Below are 18482 nucleotides of genomic sequence, written 5' to 3'. Positions count from 1 at the left end.
GGGGGATCTAGGGGCCAGGGCCGGAATCAGATTCACATAGCCTGACAAGAGACGCATGTCGGATAATTACCGTCTGTAACAGGGCTGGTCGGCGAGCGAAGCCCCGAAACGCCACGCCGAAGATCGAGTTCCGGCCGTTAACCCCCGCGCGGTCGGGCAGACTCGAAGCAAGCCCGAAGCAAACCTCCCGGGAAGAGGGTGAGTCGTGTGGACCGCTGCATTGTCCTGGTGGACGCCGGGTATCTGCTGGGGGCCGCGGCAAGCCTCCTCGCCGGCGAGCCCTCCCGATCCCGCATCACCGTCGACCACGCCGCGCTCATCCACGCCCTGCGGGAGTGCGCCGAGGCCGACACGGAGCGGCCGCTGCTGCGCATCTACTGGTTCGACGGTGCTCCCGACCGCGTCCCGCAGCCGGAGCACCGCAGGCTGCGCGTGATGCCCCGGGTCACCGTCCGGCTCGGTGCCCTGACCCGCAGCGACGGACGCTGGGCCCAGAAGGGCGTGGACGCCGCCATGCACGCCGAGCTGACCGAACTCGCCCGCAACCGCGCCTGCTCCGACGTCGTTCTCGTCACCGGCGACGGAGACCTGCTGCCCGGCATGATGGCCGCGAAGGAGCACGGCGTCGCCGTCCACCTGTGGGCCGTACAGGCCGCCGACGGCGACTACAACCAGTCCGAGGACCTGGTCGCCGAGGCCGACGAACGGCGCGTCCTGGACCGTACGTGGATCACCAAGGCCGTACGCGCCAAGGAGCTCACCGGAATCTGCGCGCCTCCGCCCGTGCCCCGCCCCGAGATCGCCGCGATCCTCTCCGCGCCGCTGCCCGAGTCCTCGCTCGCGGCGGCGGAGCGGCCGTCCGAGGAGGGCGAACACGCCCAGGCCTCCGCGGTCTCGGAGAACGGCAGCCAGGAGCGGGTGCCCGCGCCCAAGGGCGTGCCCACCCCCAAGGACCTCGCCGCACTCCGCGCCCCCGGCACCCAGGCCGTCCAGCACCCGACGACGGCGACCCTGCGCTGGTCCTCGGACAAGGGCTGGGTGGACCGGCCGGGCGTGGCCGCGGAGTCGCCCGAGGCCTCCTCCATGCCGACGCTGGCGCAGCTGACCACCGCCGAGCAGCGGTGGGCCGACCGGGAGGAGGACATCACCACGGTCGGCGGTGACCCCTACGAGGTGGGACAGGTCTTCGCGCGGCGGTGGATCTCCCGGCTGAACGACCAGGGCCATCTGCAGAGGCTGTCCGGCATGTACCCGCGCATCCCGCACCGCATCGACGGCGAGCTGCTGCGCTACGCGGCCCGCTTCGGACTGCTCGCCCACAAGGACGACCAGATCGACGAGCACGACCGGTACGCCATCCGGGCCGGCTTCTGGCGGGAGATCGACGTCCCCTCGTCGGCGGAGCATGCTCCCGCGGGGGAATGAACCGAGGTGGGAGGCCCCAAAGGCGAGTAAAGCCCGCGGACCCCGTACTCTCGTGCATTGTGAATACGCGCTCGGCACAGGCTCTTCGGCATCCCGGTGACGTCGTGTGCGCGGTGCGCGGGCTGGCCAAGACATATCCGGCCGTCAAGGGGCGGCGCGGGGCGCCGGGGGCGTCCGAGGTGCGGGCCACCGACGGGGTGGAGCTGGACGTCCGGCGCGGGGAGATCTTCGGACTGCTCGGCCCGAACGGGGCCGGCAAGTCCACTCTCGTACGACAGCTGACCGGGCTGCTGCGGCCGGACACCGGCAGCGTCCGGATCCTCGGCCACGACATCGTGCGCCACCCGGAGCGGGCCGCGCGGATCCTCGCCTACCTAGGCCAGGAGTCCACCGCCCTGGACGAACTGACCGTGTCCCTCGCCGTCGAGACCACCGGACGCCTGCGCGGCCTGGACGTGCCGCGGGCGCGCGCCGAGCGGGACGCCGTGCTCGACGAACTGGGGCTCGGGCCGATCGCCGGGCGGGCGCTGAAGAAGCTCTCCGGCGGCCAGCGGCGGCTCGCCTGCTTCGCCGCCGTCCTGGTCGGCGAGCGCCCCCTGCTCGTGCTCGACGAGCCGACCACCGGGATGGACCCGGTGGCCCGGCGCGCGGTCTGGGCGGCCGTCGACCGGCGGCGCGCCGAGCGCGGCACGACCGTGCTGCTGGTCACCCACAACGTCATCGAGGCCGAGACCGTGCTCGACCGGGTCGCCGTTCTCGACCAGGGCCGGGTCATCGCCTGCGACACCCCCACCGGGCTCAAGGAACGGGTGGCCGGCGAGGTGCGGGTGGACCTGGTGTGGCGGGAGCAGGCGCCGCTGGAGGTGCCGGAGGTCGCCGTGCTGCGGGAACGGGCCGTGGAGGCGGGGCGCCGCTGGACGCTGCGGCTCGCGCCCGAGGAGGCCCGTGCGGCCGTCGCCACGGTCACCGGCGGGGCCGCGTTCGCCGCCCTCGACGACTTCACGCTCGCCACGCCCAGCCTGGAGGACGTGTACCTGGCGCTGGGCGGCGCCGCGCGACAGGGTCTGGTGAAGGCGTGAATGCGCGGGGTGTCGCATCCGTAGGGTCCCCTGAAGGGCGGTTCGGCCGCCGTAGGGAAGAGGAGCAGCTCGACGTGAGTGTCGTATCCGCGCAGTCTCCCCCGGGGAGCGTCCGGCCGGTGGAGGTGACGGCCGAGCTCGCGCCTGCCGCCCGGCTGTGGCCGTCGCTGGCGGCCGTGTACCGGGCGCAGCTGTCCCGCGCGCGGGTGGCGCGGATCCCGCTGCTGTTCGTGGCGACCTTCCAGTCGGTCGGCATCATGATCATGATGCGCGGGGTGGTGGACACCCGGGGCGAGGCCCAGTCCGTGGTGGCGGGGTCGTCGGTCGTGGTCGTCGCCTACGTCGCGCTGAACCTGCTCGCCCAGTACTTCGGGCAGCTGCGGGCCAGCGGCGGGCTCGATCACTACGCGACCCTGCCGGTGCCGCCGGCCGCGGTGGTGCTGGGGGCGGCGGGGGCGTACGCGTCCTTCACCGTGCCGGGGACGCTGGTGACGGCCGTGTTCGGATGCGTGCTCTTCGGGCTGCCGCTGACCAACCTCTGGATCCTCGTCGCCGTGATCCCGCTCGCGGGCGCCGCGCTCTCCGGGCTCGGCGCCGCCTTCGGACTGCTCGCGCCGCGTCCCGAACTGGCCACGCTGCTCGGCCAGTTGGGCATGTCGGCGGCGCTGCTGCTCGGCGTGCTGCCGCCCGACCGGATGCCGGAGATCATCCGGCTGGCCCGGGACCTGCTGCCCTCGACGTACGGCGTGGAGGCCTACGCGCGGACCTTCGGGGCGCATCCCGACTGGACGTTCGTCGCCGCTGACCTGGGCGTGTGCGCGGGTGTCGGGGTGGTCTCGCTGGCCGTGGCTACCTGGGCCTACCGGCGGGCTGCCGTCCGGTGACGCGCCGCACAGCCCGACCTGGCACGATGTCAGGGTGACCGCACCGCTGACTCCGCCTCCGCCGCCGCACGACCAGTCCCCGCACCAGGCCTGGCAGGCGCCGCCGCCTGCCGGGACGGTGGGCGGGGCGTACGAACAGGACGGTCCCGGGATGAAGACCGAACTGCGCGATGCCGCCGTGATCACGCTGGCGATGGCGCTCGGCGGGGTGCTGCTCGGGCTGCTGTGGCTGTGGATGGCTCCTCATGTGCCGCTGGTCGGGGAGCATGTGGGCAAGAACTGGGCCGTCTACCTCAAGGACGCCGAGGGGGAGCAGGCGGCCGGGGTGGACGGAACGTTCACGCTGCTCGCCCTGGCCTTCGGGGCCGTCGGCGCGGCCGTCGTCTTCCTGCTGCGGCGGCGCGGGGGCGTGCCGCTGGTGGTGGCGCTGACCGTCGGGGGGCTGCTCGGGTCGTTCCTCGCTTGGCGGATCGGGGTGTCCCTCGGGCCCGACCATGACGTCCTCGCCCACGCCAAGGAGGTGGGCAAGGGGGTGACCTTCTCGGCGCCGCTGAAGCTGGGGGCGAAGGGGGTGTTGCTGGCGTGGCCGGTGGCCGCGCTGGTGGTGCACCTCGGGCTCACGGCGCTGTTCGGTCCCCGGGATCCGGATCCGTACGAGCAGGGGCCGTACGGGGCGCCTCCGGCGTAGCCGGGTTCTTTCGCCCCCGCCGCCCCCACCCGTCCGTCCCAGAGGCTCTGCCCCTTCGACCTCGCCAGGGGGCTGGGCCCCCTGGACCCCCGCCGGATGGTGCCGACGGCGCCGAGAACAGGCCAGGCAGCCCCCTACGCCGGTCGCCTCCCGTGGTTGGAGCGGCCCTTCTTGATGCGCCACTTGCGTTTCCGGGTTCTCTTCGACATGTCCCTCGTACTTAACCGAGGAACGGACGTCCGTCGAGGGGTCACGCGCGTCCGATGGGCGCCAGGGTCGCCCGGGTGAGGTCGGCCAGGGCGGCGGGAGACAGCTCGACCTCCAGGCCGCGGCGGCCCGCCGATACGCAGATCGTGGTGTGGGCCGAGGCCGACTCGTCCAGGACCGTGGGGAGCTTCTTGCGCTGGCCCAGCGGGGAGATGCCGCCGCGGACGTAGCCCGTCGTGCGCTCCGCGAGGGCCGGGTCCGCCATGGACGCCCGCTTGCCGCCCACGGCGGTCGCCAGGGCCTTGAGGTCCAGGGAGCCCGCCACGGGGACCACGGCCACCGTCAGCGCGCCGTCGACGTCCGCCACCAGTGTCTTGAAGACCCGGTCGGGGGAGACGCCCATCGCCTCTGCGGCCTCCTCGCCGTAGGAGGGGTGGCCGGGGTCGTGGTCGTAGGAGTGGACCGTGTAGTCCACGCCCGCGGCCGTCAGCGCCACCGTCGCGGGGGTGCCTCCGGACTGCTGCTGCTTCTTCGGCTTCTTCGCCATGGGGTCCGGCCTCAGTTCAGACTCATCGGGCCGCGCGTCAGTTCCGACGCCGGCAACGACGGCAGATTACGGATGATCGCCGTCTCCGAGCGAAGGAGTTTCAGCTCCTCCCGCAGCCGTGACGCCGTGTCCGGGGCCTGCAGCAGGTGCTGCTTCGTCGGGGTGTCCAGCATCATCGCCGCCGCCACGAGGTAGGAGACCACCGCCGGCTCGTCCGGGAGGTCGGCGCCCGTGGACAGGGAGCGTTCCCGTGCGCCTGCCAGGCGCTTCTGGTACTGGCGGAACGCGCGCAGCACGCCCTCCGCCAGGGCGCCCGCCTCGTCGCCCGGGTCCTCCGGCAGTTCCTCCAGCTCGGCCGTCAGGAACGGGCCCGACGCGTCCACCGACAGCAGCCGCACCCGGGTCGTGCCGGTCGCCAGTACCTCGAAGGTGCCGCCCGCCCGTTCCCGGATGGTCGCCGCGTCCGCCACACAGCCCACCCCGTTGAAGGCCTTGGCCGGGTCGGGGCCGAAGCCCGCCGCCGGGCCGCGCTCGGGCATGCTCGTCGGGTCCGGCATGCCCGGCGCGCTCAGAGCCACCTCGTGGCCGTCGCGGATCGCCACGACGGCGAACCGGCGCGGCTCGTCCTCGGGGGTCTTCAGCAGTTCGCGCATCATGGCGCGGTAGCGCTCCTCGAAGATGTTCAGAGGGAGCACCAGCCCCGGGAACAGCACCGAGTTCAGCGGAAAGAGGGGGAGACGGACGGTGGTCACGGCGCCACCCTAATGGTCACCGGCGTGGGCATGTCCGCCGCGCCCGGTCAGTGGTTGTCGCGGGGGCGGGATCAGCCGGGTCTCCGGCGCCGGGCGTGCCGTCGTGAGGAGTTCCGCGCGCAGCCGCAGGAAGTGGCCCAGCGGGTCGTCCGACAGCCGGTCCCAGGGGAAGGACGTGGCGTACGGGCCGATCAGGCGCAGCTGGGCCAGGGCGTCCTGGTGGCGGCCGAGCCTGACGAGGACGTACATCAGTTTGTTGCGGATCTCGGCCGGCCAGGGGTCCGCCGCCGGGAAGCGGGCGCAGAACACGATCGCCCGGTCGGCCGCCGCGTCCAGCCGCTCCCGCTCCACCTCGGGGCCGCAGCCGTCGGTCAGATAGCCGAGGGCCGCCCGCGCGGGCAGCGCCTGGACGAGCGAGTCCGGCGGGGCGTCCTGCGCGGCCAGGTCGGCGAAGTCGAAGCACTCGCGGTGGGAGCCACGGGGGGTGTGGGGGGTGTCCCCCCACAGGACGCAGCAGGAGGCGGCCAGATAGCGCAGCGCCGCCACATGGCAGCCGTAGTGGTGCGGGGCACGGCGGACGGCCGCGGCCCACAGCTCCTCGAAGTACCTGGGCCCGGCGTTCGAGCCGCGTGCGTGATCCAGCGCGATCCGCCACGGCACGGGGTCGCGCTCGTCGGCGCGCGCGGCGGCCGTGATCAGGGGGCTGACGTCCCGCAGCAGTTCGGCGCGGGCCGGCGACGGCCAGGCGCGGTCCACCGCCAGCTGGGCCCCGACCAGCAGCCCGTCGGGGTCGTCCGGGGCCTCCGAGCGCCACTGCCCGAACCATTCGGCGCGGGAGCGGGCGAAGGCGGCCAGGCGCCGTGCGTACCGGTCGCGGTTCTCCCACTCGGCGGCCGCGCGGGTGGCGGCCAGCAGCTCGGCGGCGGCCCCGTACTCACCTCTGCCGGCCGCGACGAGGGCGGGGCCGAGGCGGTCGTCGGGCGCGTCGAGCAGCACCTCGTCATCGGCCGGCGGTACGGCCGGGCGCGAGGCGATCCTCTTCATCCGGGTGGGGCGGATGAAAGCGGGCAGCAGAGCCATGGTGTCGACCATTGAAAGTCCGCAGGTCCGGGACGCGCCAGGGGGTATGCCCAACCCGTGGAAAGTTGTACGCGCACCGGTCAAGGCCGGGTAAAAGGTGACTGTTCAACTATTGTTGGGTACCTGTCAGAAAACTGGGCGCCACGGTGCGCTATCCGCGCCTCAGCAGCCGTGTCGCCCCCGCCGCCACCGTCGTCGCCAGGATCCAGCCCAGCAGGATCATCACCGCGGACAGCCACTGCCAGCCGCTGCGCAGCTGCCACTGCCCCACCTGGCCCAGATCGATCACCGGCAGCAGCAGGTCGAGGGTGAACAGGGCCGGGTTCCAGACCGGATGCCCGCCCGGGTTCATCGGCGGATGGCCGGCGTGCGCGAAGGCGAGCGTGCCCGCCGCCCACAGCACCGCCATCCACACGGCGGCCCGGCCCGGCCGGTACCCGTAGGCCACCGTCCAGTCCTGCGCGTACCCCCACAGCTTGGCGGCCAGCGGCAGCGTCTCGCGGCGCCGGCGCTGCTTGGCGAGCAGCACCTCGCGGGCGTCCTCGTCCTCACCGGCACCGCGCAGCACGGCGGCCAGCCGCTCGTACGGCTCCGGGTTGTACTCGGCGGTCGCCGCCGCCACCCAGTCCAGCCGCCGGTTCAGCGGGAACGGGCCCTGCGGCACCAGGTTCTCGTACGCGAAGCCGCCCATGTGCAGACTGCCCGGCCCGGGCCAGCTGCCCGCACGGTCCACGAGGTTGACGGACCGCGCACCCGACAGCACCACCTTGCCGCGCTGCGGCTGGTCCCCGAGGAAGCGCAGCTCGGGCGTCTGCACCCGGCGCAGCGCCAGCTCCTGGTCGTCGGTGAGGACGAACCGTGCCCGCTCCAGGTCGACCGCGTCCCCGAATCGCCCGTCGTCCAGCCGCACCCCGCCCTGGCTCTCGAACCGCTGGATCCGCGTCCCGCGCGCGGGGGTCGTGCCGCTCAGCAGCGCGCTGCCCACTCCGGCCGGGGTCAGGTACAGCGTGCGCCCGACCGTCAGCTGGGGCGCGTTCAGGGCGAACCGCGAGTACGGGTTGAGCAGCCGGGCCCCGCGCAGGCTCAGCGAGACGCCGACCTTGGCGCCGCGCAGGCTCAGCTCGCCATGCGACTCCAGGAGCTCCGCCTGTAAGTCCTGGCCGACGGTCATCCCGTCCCCGGCGATCGAGCGGCCGCTGCGGTCCCGGTACACGACCGCCTGGTTGAGCAGCAGATCCGTACCGATGTGCGCGTCGGTCAGCCGGACGCCGTTGTGGAAGCGGCAGCGCGGCAGGTGCAGATCGCCCTCGGTGTGCACCCGGGCGGCCTCCAGGCGGGGCACCGAGCAGTTCACGAACCGAGCGGTGGTGAAGCGGGCCTCCGGCAGCAGGACCTCCCGGTCGAAGCGGCAGTCCCGCAGCTCCAGGTACGGCATGACCGTGCCGCCCGCCAGGTCCAGGGTGCCGGTGATCCGCACACCGGCGAGCTTGAGCGAGGACACCCGGCCGGCCAGCGCGGGCGGACCGTCCAGCAGCAGCCAGCACACGATCCGCGCCCGCACGGTCCGCTCCGGCCCCCAGGGATGACCGCCGTGCGGGTCGTCCACGACGGCGTCCCCGCTGCTCAGGTCGTACACACTGCCGTTGCGGAATGCCTGCCACATGCCGGCCTCGGCCGCGGTCAGATCGTCCGGCAGGTCCCCGGCGCGCAGGCCGGCCCCCTCGGTCACTGCTCTTCCTTCTTCCTCAGCTACTCGCGAGTCGGACTTTTGTACAACCGTTCATGCCCGCTGCGTGACGTCCCGAACGCTAGAGGTGAAGGGGATCTTCCGGGTTCGGCCACGTTCTGTATCAGCCATTGATACGCGCGGACGGCGCCCGACCCCGGTCTGAGAGAATTGAGGCTGTGATCTCCCGAATCGATCTGCGCGGCGACGCCCTCCCCGAGGGCCCCGCCCTGCGCGACCTGCTGCCCCGAGCCGACTTCGACGTTCAGGCCGCCCTGGAGAAGGTGCGTCCGATCTGCGAAGCCGTGCATCATCGGGGCGACGCGGCGCTGATCGACTTCGCGGAGAGGTTCGACGGCGTACGGCTCGAATCCGTACGGGTCCCCGCGCAGGCGCTCGCCGACGCGCTGGCGGCCCTCGACCCGGCCGTACGGGCGGCCCTGGAGGAGTCCATCCGCCGGGCCCGCCTCGTGCACCGCGCCCAGCGCCGTACGACCCACACGACCCAGGTCGTGCCCGGCGGCTCGGTGACCGAGAAGTGGGTGCCCGTGGAGCGCGTCGGCCTGTACGCGCCCGGCGGCCGTTCCGTCTACCCCTCCTCCGTGATCATGAACGTGGTGCCCGCGCAGGAGGCGGGAGTCGAGTCGATCGCACTGGCCTCACCGGCCCAGGCGGAGTTCGGCGGCCTGCCGCACCCGACGATCCTCGCGGCGTGCGCGCTGCTCGGCGTCGACGAGGTCTACGCGGCGGGCGGCGCCACCGCCGTGGCGATGTTCGCCTACGGCACCGAGTCCTGCGCCCCCGCCAACATGGTCACCGGCCCCGGCAACATCTGGGTCGCCGCCGCCAAGCGCTTCTTCACCGGCAAGATCGGCATCGACGCGGAGGCCGGCCCGACGGAAATCGCCGTCCTCGCGGACGACACCGCCGACCCGGTGCACATCGCCGCCGACCTGATCAGCCAGGCCGAGCACGACCCGCTCGCCGCAGCCGTCCTGGTCACCGACTCGGTCGAGCTGGCCGACGCGGTGGAGAAGGAGCTGGAACCGCAGATCGCGGCCACCAAGCACATCGACGACCGGATCGTCCCGGCGCTGCGCGGCAGGCAGTCCGCGATCGTGCTGGTCGACGGCGTCGACGAGGGCCTCAGGGTGGTCGACGCGTACGGCGCCGAGCACCTGGAGATCCAGACGGCGGACGCGGCGGCCGTCGCCGACCGGGTCAGGAACGCGGGCGCGATCTTCATCGGCCCCTGGGCCCCGGTCTCGCTGGGCGACTACGCGGCCGGCTCCAACCACGTCCTGCCCACCGGCGGCTGTGCCTGCCACTCCTCCGGACTGTCCGTCCAGTCCTTCCTGCGCGGCATCCACATCGTCGACTACACGAAGGACGCGCTGGCCGAGGTCGCGCACCACGTGGTGACGCTGGCGGAGGCGGAGGACCTGCCCGCGCACGGCGCGGCGATCAAGGCGAGGTTCGGGTGGAAGGTACCGACGAGCAAGTGAACTTCGGAATCGACGATCTGCCCGTACGGGACGAGCTGCGCGGCCAGTCCCCCTACGGCGCGCCCCAGCTGGACGTCCCCGTCCGGCTGAACACCAACGAGAACCCGTACCCGCTGCCCGAGCCGCTGGTCGAGCGGATCACGGAGCGGGTGCGCGAGGCCGCCCGGAACCTGAACCGCTACCCCGACCGGGACGCGGTCCAGCTCCGCTCCGAGCTGGCCGCATACCTGACGAAGACCGGCAAGTACCACCTCGGGACCGAGAACGTCTGGGCCGCCAACGGCTCCAACGAGGTCATCCAGCAGCTGCTCCAGACCTTCGGCGGACCGGGCCGTACGGCGATCGGCTTCGAGCCGTCGTACTCGATGCACTCCCTCATCGCGCGCGGCACGGGCACCGGCTGGATCTCCGGCCCCCGGGGCGAGGACTTCACCATCGACCTCGCCGCGGCCGAGCGGGTCATCGCCGAGCACCGGCCCGACGTCGTCTTCATCACCACCCCCAACAACCCCACGGGCAACGCGGTCCCGCCCGGGACCGTGCGCGCGCTGTACGACGCGGCGCAGGCGGCCAAGCCGTCGATGGTGATCGTGGACGAGGCCTACATCGAGTTCAGCCACGGCGACTCGCTGCTGCCGCTGCTCGAAGGTCGGCCGAATCTTGTCGTCTCCCGGACCATGTCGAAGGCGTTCGGGGTGGCGGGCCTGCGGCTCGGCTACCTCGCCGCGCACCCGGCGGTCGTGGACGCCGTACAGCTCGTACGACTGCCGTACCACCTGTCGGCGATCACCCAGGCGACCGCCCTGGCGGCCCTGGAGTACACCGACACACTGCTGAAGTACGTCGAACAGCTCAAGTCGGAGCGGGACCGGCTGGTGAGCGAGCTGCGGGCGACCGGTTACGACGTGACCGAGTCCGACGCGAACTTCGTACAGTTCGGGCGCTTCGCCGACACCCACGAGGCCTGGCAGAAGATCCTCGACCGGGGCGTCCTGGTCCGGGACAACGGCGTACCGGGGTGGTTGCGGGTGTCCGCCGGAACCCCGGAGGAGAACGACGCGTTCCTCGACGCGGTACGCGCACTGAAGAAGGAGCTGGACGCATGACCCGCGTAGGGCGCGTGGAGCGCACCACCAAGGAGACCTCCGTCCTGGTCGAGATCGACCTCGACGGCAGCGGGAAGACCGACATCGCGACCGGCGTCGGCTTCTACGACCACATGCTCGACCAGCTCGGCCGGCACGGTCTGTTCGACCTGACCGTGAAGACCGACGGTGACCTGCACATCGACTCGCACCACACGATCGAGGACACCGCTCTCGCGCTCGGCGCCGCCTTCAAGCAGGCGCTCGGCGACAAGGTCGGGATCTACCGCTTCGGCAACTGCACGGTCCCGCTGGACGAGTCCCTCGCCCAGGTCACCGTCGACCTGTCCGGCCGCCCGTACCTCGTGCACACCGAGCCCGAGAACATGGCGCCGATGATCGGCGAGTACGACACGACGATGACCCGGCACATACTGGAGTCCTTCGTCGCTCAGGCGCAGGTCGCGCTGCACGTGCACGTGCCCTACGGGCGCAACGCGCACCACATCGTGGAGTGCCAGTTCAAGGCGCTGGCCCGGGCGCTGCGCTACGCCAGCGAGCGCGACCCGCGCGCGGCCGGCATCCTCCCCTCCACGAAGGGCGCGCTGTAAACCATGACCGGTCTGTCCACCGTCCTGATCGTCGTCGGCCTCTTCCTGGTCGGCGGCATCGTCTCCTTCGTGAAGCAGAAGATGCCCACGAGTCTGATCGTGCTGCTCTCGATCAGCGCGGCGATGTGTCTCGTCGCCGGGGTCCTGCGGCTGGAGGTGTGGAATTGAGCGCACCCAAGAGCGTCGTGGTCTTCGACTACGGCTTCGGCAACGTCCGCTCCGCCGAGCGTGCCCTCTCGCGCGCGGGAGCCGACGTCGAGATCACACGCGACTTCGACAAGGCCATGAACGCCGACGGCCTGCTGGTGCCCGGCGTCGGCGCCTTCGCCGCCTGCATGCAGGGCCTGCGCGGGGCGCGCGGTGACTGGATCATCGACCGCCGGCTGTCCGGCGGGCGGCCGGTGATGGGCATCTGCGTCGGCATGCAGATCCTGTTCGCGCGCGGCATCGAACACGGCGTCGAGACCGAGGGCCTCGACGAGTGGCCCGGCTCCGTCGAGCCGCTCCAGGCCGACATCGTGCCCCACATGGGCTGGAACACGGTCGATGCGGCCGCCGGCTCCGAGCTGTTCGCCGGCCTGGACGCGGACGCGCGCTTCTACTTCGTGCACTCCTACGCCGTCCACGACTGGAGCCTGGAGGTGCACAACCCGGCCATGCGGGCCCCCAAGGTGACCTGGTCGACGCACGGCAAGCCCTTCGTGGCGGCCGTGGAGAACGGCCCGCTGTGGGCCACGCAGTTCCACCCTGAGAAGTCCGGCGACGCCGGAGCCCAGCTCCTCACCAACTGGATCGGAACACTGTGAGCAAGCTCGAACTCCTCCCCGCCGTCGACGTCCGTGACGGCCAGGCCGTCCGTCTCGTGCACGGCGAGTCCGGTACGGAGACCTCGTACGGCTCCCCGCTGGAGGCGGCTCTCGCCTGGCAGCGTTCCGGCGCCGAGTGGCTGCACCTCGTGGACCTGGACGCCGCGTTCGGCACCGGCGACAACCGCGCGCTGATCGCCGAGGTGGCCAGGGCGATGGACATCAAGGTGGAGCTGTCCGGCGGCATCCGTGACGACGACACCCTCGCCGCCGCCCTCGCCACCGGCTGCACGCGCGTGAACCTGGGCACGGCCGCCCTGGAGACCCCGGAGTGGGTCGCCAAGGTCATCGCCGAGCACGGCGACAAGATCGCCGTCGGCCTCGACGTCCGCGGCACGACGCTGCGCGGCCGCGGCTGGACCCGCGACGGCGGCGACCTCTACGAGACGCTGGAGCGCCTCGACAAGGAGGGCTGCGCGCGGTACGTCGTCACGGACATCGCCAAGGACGGCACCCTCCAGGGCCCGAACCTGGAGCTGCTGAGGAACGTGTGCGCGGCCACGGACCGCCCGGTCGTGGCCTCCGGCGGCGTGTCGTCGCTGGACGACCTCCGGGCCATCGCCGAGCTGGTACCCCTCGGTGTCGAGGGTGCCATCGTCGGGAAGGCCCTGTACGCGAAGGCGTTCACCCTGGAAGAGGCCTTGGAGGCTGTGTCGTCATGACATCCGAAGCCGTACGGCGCGCGCAGAGCGGGAGCCCCTGGGAGGAGTCCTTCGGTTTCGCACGTGCCGTCGCGGCGGGCGACCGTGTCCTGGTGGCAGGCACGTCGGCCTTCAGAGGGCGGGTGCTGCACGGGGAGGGCGACCCGTACGAACAGGCGAAGATGGCGTTCACCAGCGCGCTCGAGGCGATCGCCGAGTTCGGGCTCGGCCCCGAGTCGGTGCTCAGGACCCGGATGTACCTGACCCATCTGCGGGACGTCGACGAGGTGGGCCGGGCCCACAAGGAGTTCTTCGACTCCGTGCGCCCGGCCTCGACCCTGCTGGTCGTGGAGGGCTTCGTCGACCCGCGCATCCTGGTCGAAGTGGAACTGGAAGCATTCAGAGGAGCCGTGAATTCATGACCCTGGCGGTCCGAGTCATTCCCTGCCTGGACGTGGACAACGGCCGGGTCGTCAAGGGCGTCAACTTCCAGAACCTGCGCGACGCGGGCGACCCCGTCGAGATGGCCAAGGTGTACGACGCCGAGGGCGCCGACGAGCTGACGTTCCTGGACATCACCGCGTCCTCGGGCAACCGTGAGACGACCTACGACGTGGTGCGCCGCACCGCCGAGCAGGTGTTCATCCCGCTGACCGTCGGCGGCGGGGTCCGTACGGCCGAGGACGTGGACAAGCTGCTGCGGGCGGGCGCCGACAAGGTGGGCGTCAACACGGCCGCGATCGCCCGCCCCGACCTGATCCGGGAGATCGCCGAGCGGTTCGGGCGTCAGGTACTGGTGCTGTCCGTCGACGCGCGGCGGACTCCCGAAGGCACCTTCGAGGTCACCACCCACGGTGGCCGTCGCGGCACCGGCATGGACGCCGTCGAATGGGCGCACCGGGCCGCCGAGCTGGGCGCGGGCGAGATCCTGCTGAACTCCATGGACGCGGACGGCACCAAGGACGGCTACGACCTGGAGATGATCACGGCCGTGCGCAAGCACGTCACGGTCCCGGTCATCGCCTCGGGCGGAGCCGGCAAGCTCGCCGACTTCGCGCCGGCCGTCGAGGCGGGCGCGGACGCGGTGCTCGCGGCCTCCGTCTTCCACTTCGGCGACCTGCGGATCGGCCAGGTCAAGGAGACGTTGCGGGAGGCGGGACATCCCGTTCGCTAGTTCGAGGTATCACCTTCGGTAGCGAACGCGGTAGTGATCATGGTTGCCGCCTCTCTGAGCTGCTCGTATGCCTGGGATCACGATCGAGCTCACCGAGGAAGAGCTGGCCGAGCTGCGTGCGGAGGCCAAGGAGCGGGGCATCGCGATCAAGCGGCTGGCGCACGACATACTGACCGAGGGCGTCGTGCGTCGGCGGCAGCGGCAGAAGTTCACCGAGGGCGCGAGCGCCAAGTTCAGGCTGCTCGCCCCCGAGTTCATGGAGGCCTTTCCGGAGGGGGACCGGTGATCCTCCGGATCGACGCCGACTGGATCCTCGGCGTTCAGTACAGCGGCACGCCCACCGACCCCGCATTGCGTGACTGGGGCGCGCTGCAGGCTGCCGTGGAGCGGCACAAGTTCGAGCGCTTCGCCGGCGAGGCCTACTACGATGAGGCGCCTACGCGCGCTGCCGTCCTGTTGCACACCATCGTGAGGCTCGCCCCCTTCGAGGACTGCAACGGTCTGATCGGAGCCATGTGCGCCTGGGAGTACATGGAGCAGTCCGGGAGCCCGATCAGCCCGCCGCCCGGTGCGATGAGTCAACTCGTCCGGGACATCCGGAGCGAGAAGGCCGGTTTGCAGCAGGTTGCACGGAGCCTGAGCGACTGGGCCGCCTGACCCGGAGATCGCAGAGCATGAGCCCCGGTCACCCTTCTGGGTTGCCGGGGCTTCGTTCTGGCCAGACGCGAAAGGGAAGTTGCGCAAAATATATTGTGCAACTTTTCTTTCATGTCTAGCCTGGAGGCATGACAGGCAAGGAGAACCGCCGGATCGCGGACGTGGGGACGCTGAAGGCTCTCGCGCATCCGTTGCGAGCGAACCTGTACCGGCTGCTGTGCGTCGAGCGGGTCGCCACGGCCTCGCAGCTGGCCGAACACGTGGACGAGGCCGTATCCCTGGTCAGCTACCACCTGCGCAAGCTCGCTGAGCACGGGCTGATCGAGGAGGCGGAACCGCAGACCGCGGACGGGCGGGAGCGGTGGTGGCAGCCCGCGTCGGACGGAGTCAGCATCCGAGACGAGGACTTCCGGGGCGAACCGGGCAAGGCCGCCGCCCACCTGGCGGCCACCCGCCTCTTCCACGACCAGCGCGCCGACCGCTACCACCGCTACCTGGACGAACGCCCCACCTGGGGCGCCGAGTGGAACACCGCGTCCGGGGACATCGAGGCCTGGATGCGACTCACCCCGGCGGAACTCACCGCGCTGAAGCGGGAGCTGGAGGCGATCCTGCGCAGGTACGACGAGCAGGGCCGGGCCGCTGAAACCGCAGGCGAGACCGAGGGGCGCGAACACGTCGCGCTGTACATGTACGGCTTCCCCTTCCGTATCTGAGAGAGGCAACCGCCGTGTCCACCGTGTCCGAGATACCCGTCGAGGAGCACGTCCCGTCCCGCCCCGCCCACCGCGACCCCAACGTCCTGCGCTGGCTCGGGGCCTACGCCTCCTCCATGCTCGGCGACAACGTCTACTACATCGCCCTGTCCTGGGCCGCCGTACAGGCCGGAAGCCCCGCGCAGGCCGGAATCGTGATGGCGACGTCCGCCCTGCCGAGGGCCCTGCTGATGCTGGGCGGCGGAGTGATCGCCGACCGGCTGGGACCGCGCCGGGTCGTCATCGGCAGCGACGCGGTGCGCTGCGCGGCCGTCCTCGCGGTGGCCGCTCTGCTGTTCCTGACCAGCCCGGCCCTGTGGCCGCTGGCGGCGCTCGCCCTGGTCTTCGGCACCGTCGACGCCGTGTTCATGCCTGCGGTGGGCGCCCTCCCGGCACGGATCACCACCAAGGACCAGCTGGCCCGGGTCCAGGGCATGCGCGGCCTCGCGATCCGCTTCGCGAGCGTCGTCGGCGCCCCGCTCGGCGGCCTCGGCGTGGCGGTCGGCGGCGCGGCGGCCGCGTTCGGGCTCGCCGGGCTGCTCATCGCGGTCTCGGTGCCCCTGCTGCTGGCCGTACGGGTCCGGGAGCTGCCGGCGGACGACAGGACCGGCGGACAGCGGGGAACCGCCTGGCGGGACCTGAAGGCCGGGCTGTCCTACATCCGCCGCCATCGCGTCCTGGCTCCCCTGATGCTGGCCGTCGCCCTCGGCGACCTCGGCTTCGTCGGCCCGTTCAATGTCGGCCTGACCCTGCTCGCCGACCGGCGCGGCTGGGGTGCCTCCGGGATGGGCTGGGTGCTCGCCGGGTTCGGTGCCGGAGCCGGGGCCGCCTCGCTGCTGCTCACCGTCCGGGGACGGCTCCCGCGTGCGGGACTGGTCGCCGCCGTCACGATCCTCGCCGGATCGGTCGCGATCGGCGCCCTGGCCTTCGTACCGAGCCTCGTCGGGGCTGTAGGCGTGGCCCTGCTCGTCGGGCTGCTCGCGGGGCTCAGCGGCGCCATGTGCGGCGCCCTGCTGCAGACCCAGGCCGACCCCGCCTACCTGGGCCGCGTCACCGCCGTCTCCAGCCTGGTCAGCCTCGGACTCGCCCCGCTGGGCATGCCGTTCGCGGCCGCCGCGATCGGGGCCTGGGGCCTCGGACCGGTGTACGTCGTCAGCGCCGCCGTGTGCGGGCTGGGCGGAGTCGTCGCCCTGGGCGTCCCGGGTCTGCGCCGCGCCGAGCTGCCCCGCTGACGCTCACCCGTCCGGCCGCTGCGGCTGCGTCAGCTGCACGTAGTTGCCGACCGTGTCGTCGAGCACCGCCGCGATCACCGGCCCCTGCGGCTGCGGCTCATGGGTGAACCGCACACCGAGGCCGCGCAGCCGCTCGTACTCCGCCCCGATGTCGTCCACGGAGAAGACGATGGCGGGGATCCCGGCCTCGTACAGGGCCGTGCGGTACGGCTCCGCGATGGGGCCGTCGCCGGGCTCCAGCAGCAGCTGGAGATCCGGCTGGGCTCCGCCCGGCGCGCCGACCGTGATGAACAGTATGCCGTCGCCCAGGTTGAGGTCGATGCGGGTCTCGAAGCCGAGGACATCCGTGTAGAAGGTGTGCGCCTTGGCCACGTCGTCGACGAAGACGCTGGTCATCGCGACCTTGATCATGAGGAGTCCTCTCGGGTGCCGATCAGATCTCGGATGCCGATCAGATGCCGAGCTGCTTCGACTCGTGCAGTTTGGCGATCGCGTTCTCGTCGCCGTCCAGTTCGACCTTGGCGGCGTTCTGCCGGCCGAACGTGAACAGCAGCAGCTCCGACGGCTCGCCCGTCACCGTCACGACGGGCGAGCCCCGGTGCGCGACGGCCGTCTGGCCGTCCGGGCGCCGCAGCACCAGCCCCGTCGGCGCACCCCGGCCCAGCAGGCGGGCGGTGCGCTCCAGACGGGACCACAGGGCGTCCTGGAAGACCGGGTCGAGCTCGCGCGGAGTCCAGTCGGGGTGGGCACGGCGGACGTCCTCCGTGTGGACGTAGAACTCGACGGTGTTGGCCGCCTCGTCGATCTGCTTGAGCTGGAACGGCGAGAAACGCGGCGGGCCGGTACGGATCAGCTGGATCAGCTCCTCGTACGGCTTCGCCGCGTACTCCGCCATCACCTTTTCCAGACGCGGTACCAGCGGCTTGATCAGTGTGCCCCCGGCGGCATCCGGCCGGCGCTCCCGCACCACCACGTGCGCGGCCAGGTCACGGGTCTGCCAGCCCTCACAGAGGGTCGGGGCCTCCGGACCGCAGGTTTCCAAGAGGTCGGCGAGCAGGAGCCGTTCACGCTTGGCGAAGGTCGACATGGTGTCAGCCTACGACCGGGTATCCGGTCCGCCCAGTGGACACCACGCCGTCACTGTCAGTGGCGCGCGGCACAATGGCCGCATGACCAGCACGCCTGAGCCCAGCAGCCTCGACCCGGAGATCGCCGTGCGCCTCAAGCGCAGCGCCGAGGGACTCGTCCCCGCCATCGCCCAGCAGCACGACACCGGAGAGGTGCTGATGCTCGGCTGGATGGACGACGAGGCGCTGCACCGCACGCTGACCACCGGCCGCTGCACCTACTGGTCGCGCAGCCGCCAGGAGTACTGGGTCAAGGGCGACACCTCCGGCCACTTCCAGTGGGTCAAGTCCGTCGCCCTCGACTGCGACGCCGACACCTTGCTGGTCAAGGTCGACCAGGTCGGCGCCGCCTGCCACACCGGCGCGCGCACCTGTTTCGACGAGGACGTGCTGCTCAAGGACGCCGATTCCGGCGTACACACCCCGGATCAGTAAGGTCAG

The 18482-nt window shown here is 71.8% G+C and carries 23 protein-coding genes; 17 read left to right on the top strand and 6 right to left on the bottom strand.

Features of this window, described 5'->3' with window-relative positions; translation table 11 throughout:
* The first annotated feature begins 207 nt into the window (after positions 1 to 207).
* From ACIPSA_RS01280 to ACIPSA_RS01265, 4 genes are all read left to right on the top strand, one after another.
* The gene (locus ACIPSA_RS01280) at positions 208 to 1425 is read left to right on the top strand and encodes an NYN domain-containing protein (protein WP_402627342.1); all 1218 of its coding nucleotides are present in this window, start codon (positions 208 to 210) and stop codon (positions 1423 to 1425) included.
* A gap of 104 nt (positions 1426 to 1529) precedes the next feature.
* On the top strand, positions 1530 to 2504 hold the full coding sequence (locus tag ACIPSA_RS01275) for an ABC transporter ATP-binding protein (RefSeq protein WP_402629415.1): 975 nt from the start codon (positions 1530 to 1532) through the stop codon (positions 2502 to 2504).
* A 74-nt stretch (positions 2505 to 2578) separates the two neighbouring features.
* Positions 2579 to 3388, top strand: a complete 810-nt coding sequence (locus ACIPSA_RS01270) for an ABC transporter permease (protein ID WP_402627340.1) — start codon at positions 2579 to 2581, stop codon at positions 3386 to 3388.
* Positions 3389 to 3422: 34 nt separating this feature from the next.
* The gene (locus ACIPSA_RS01265; RefSeq protein ID WP_402627338.1) at positions 3423 to 4076 is read left to right on the top strand and encodes an AAA family ATPase; all 654 of its coding nucleotides are present in this window, start codon (positions 3423 to 3425) and stop codon (positions 4074 to 4076) included.
* Between the two features lie 250 nt (positions 4077 to 4326).
* On the opposite strand, the gene ybaK is transcribed toward ACIPSA_RS01265, so the two are convergent.
* The 4 genes from ybaK to ACIPSA_RS01245 all read right to left on the bottom strand — a co-directional run bounded on the left by ybaK (position 4327) and on the right by ACIPSA_RS01245 (position 8391).
* A complete protein-coding gene (ybaK, locus tag ACIPSA_RS01260) occupies positions 4327 to 4830 on the bottom strand; it encodes a Cys-tRNA(Pro) deacylase (RefSeq protein ID WP_402627335.1) in 504 nt (167 codons plus the stop codon).
* Between the two features lie 11 nt (positions 4831 to 4841).
* Positions 4842 to 5582, bottom strand: a complete 741-nt coding sequence (locus ACIPSA_RS01255) for an LON peptidase substrate-binding domain-containing protein (RefSeq protein ID WP_402627333.1) — start codon at positions 5580 to 5582, stop codon at positions 4842 to 4844.
* A 9-nt stretch (positions 5583 to 5591) separates the two neighbouring features.
* Complete coding sequence (locus ACIPSA_RS01250; protein WP_402627330.1) at positions 5592 to 6674, bottom strand: hypothetical protein; 1083 nt, start codon at positions 6672 to 6674, stop codon at positions 5592 to 5594.
* 139 nt (positions 6675 to 6813) lie between these two features.
* Positions 6814 to 8391, bottom strand: coding sequence for an oxidoreductase (locus ACIPSA_RS01245; protein WP_402627327.1), 1578 nt, complete (start codon positions 8389 to 8391; stop codon positions 6814 to 6816).
* Between the two features lie 176 nt (positions 8392 to 8567).
* On the opposite strand from ACIPSA_RS01245, the gene hisD reads away from it, so the two are divergent.
* The 12 genes from hisD (at position 8568) to ACIPSA_RS01185 (ending at position 16914) form a co-directional block, all read left to right on the top strand.
* The gene (hisD, locus tag ACIPSA_RS01240; RefSeq protein ID WP_402627325.1) at positions 8568 to 9893 is read left to right on the top strand and encodes a histidinol dehydrogenase; all 1326 of its coding nucleotides are present in this window, start codon (positions 8568 to 8570) and stop codon (positions 9891 to 9893) included.
* Complete coding sequence (locus ACIPSA_RS01235; RefSeq protein ID WP_402627322.1) at positions 9890 to 10999, top strand: histidinol-phosphate transaminase; 1110 nt, start codon at positions 9890 to 9892, stop codon at positions 10997 to 10999. Before hisD ends, ACIPSA_RS01235 begins: the two co-directional genes overlap by 4 nt.
* Entirely contained in the window at positions 10996 to 11589 is a 594-nt protein-coding gene (hisB, locus tag ACIPSA_RS01230) for an imidazoleglycerol-phosphate dehydratase HisB (RefSeq protein ID WP_402627319.1), read from the top strand. Before ACIPSA_RS01235 ends, hisB begins: the two co-directional genes overlap by 4 nt.
* Positions 11590 to 11592: 3 nt before the next feature.
* On the top strand, positions 11593 to 11757 hold the full coding sequence (locus tag ACIPSA_RS01225; RefSeq protein ID WP_402627317.1) for a hypothetical protein: 165 nt from the start codon (positions 11593 to 11595) through the stop codon (positions 11755 to 11757).
* Entirely contained in the window at positions 11754 to 12395 is a 642-nt protein-coding gene (gene hisH, locus ACIPSA_RS01220; protein ID WP_402627314.1) for an imidazole glycerol phosphate synthase subunit HisH, read from the top strand. Before ACIPSA_RS01225 ends, hisH begins: the two co-directional genes overlap by 4 nt.
* Complete coding sequence (priA, locus tag ACIPSA_RS01215) at positions 12392 to 13117, top strand: bifunctional 1-(5-phosphoribosyl)-5-((5-phosphoribosylamino)methylideneamino)imidazole-4-carboxamide isomerase/phosphoribosylanthranilate isomerase PriA (protein ID WP_402627311.1); 726 nt, start codon at positions 12392 to 12394, stop codon at positions 13115 to 13117. Before hisH ends, priA begins: the two co-directional genes overlap by 4 nt.
* Entirely contained in the window at positions 13114 to 13518 is a 405-nt protein-coding gene (locus tag ACIPSA_RS01210; protein ID WP_402627308.1) for a RidA family protein, read from the top strand. Before priA ends, ACIPSA_RS01210 begins: the two co-directional genes overlap by 4 nt.
* On the top strand, positions 13515 to 14270 hold the full coding sequence (hisF, locus tag ACIPSA_RS01205; protein WP_402627303.1) for an imidazole glycerol phosphate synthase subunit HisF: 756 nt from the start codon (positions 13515 to 13517) through the stop codon (positions 14268 to 14270). Before ACIPSA_RS01210 ends, hisF begins: the two co-directional genes overlap by 4 nt.
* A gap of 67 nt (positions 14271 to 14337) precedes the next feature.
* Positions 14338 to 14556, top strand: coding sequence for a hypothetical protein (locus ACIPSA_RS01200; protein ID WP_402627300.1), 219 nt, complete (start codon positions 14338 to 14340; stop codon positions 14554 to 14556).
* Complete coding sequence (locus ACIPSA_RS01195; RefSeq protein ID WP_402627297.1) at positions 14553 to 14927, top strand: Fic family protein; 375 nt, start codon at positions 14553 to 14555, stop codon at positions 14925 to 14927. The genes ACIPSA_RS01200 and ACIPSA_RS01195 overlap by 4 nt, the downstream gene beginning before the upstream one ends.
* Positions 14928 to 15055: 128 nt before the next feature.
* Positions 15056 to 15643, top strand: coding sequence for an ArsR/SmtB family transcription factor (locus tag ACIPSA_RS01190; protein WP_402627295.1), 588 nt, complete (start codon positions 15056 to 15058; stop codon positions 15641 to 15643).
* Positions 15644 to 15666: 23 nt separating this feature from the next.
* The gene (locus ACIPSA_RS01185; protein ID WP_402627292.1) at positions 15667 to 16914 is read left to right on the top strand and encodes an MFS transporter; all 1248 of its coding nucleotides are present in this window, start codon (positions 15667 to 15669) and stop codon (positions 16912 to 16914) included.
* Positions 16915 to 16917: 3 nt separating this feature from the next.
* On the opposite strand, the gene ACIPSA_RS01180 is transcribed toward ACIPSA_RS01185, so the two are convergent.
* Positions 16918 to 17325, bottom strand: a complete 408-nt coding sequence (locus ACIPSA_RS01180; RefSeq protein ID WP_402627289.1) for a VOC family protein — start codon at positions 17323 to 17325, stop codon at positions 16918 to 16920.
* Between the two features lie 40 nt (positions 17326 to 17365).
* On the bottom strand, positions 17366 to 18001 hold the full coding sequence (locus ACIPSA_RS01175; RefSeq protein ID WP_402627287.1) for a TIGR03085 family metal-binding protein: 636 nt from the start codon (positions 17999 to 18001) through the stop codon (positions 17366 to 17368).
* An 82-nt stretch (positions 18002 to 18083) separates the two neighbouring features.
* Between ACIPSA_RS01175 and hisI the strand changes: the two genes are divergently transcribed.
* Entirely contained in the window at positions 18084 to 18476 is a 393-nt protein-coding gene (gene hisI, locus ACIPSA_RS01170; protein WP_402627284.1) for a phosphoribosyl-AMP cyclohydrolase, read from the top strand.
* Positions 18477 to 18482: the final 6 nt, after the last annotated feature.

Origin of the sequence: Streptomyces sp. NPDC086549, from assembly GCF_044746205.1 — a bacterium.
GTDB lineage: Bacteria > Actinomycetota > Actinomycetes > Streptomycetales > Streptomycetaceae > Streptomyces.
Note: the sequence above shows the minus strand (reverse complement) of the source record. Positions and strands in the feature narration are given on the sequence as shown.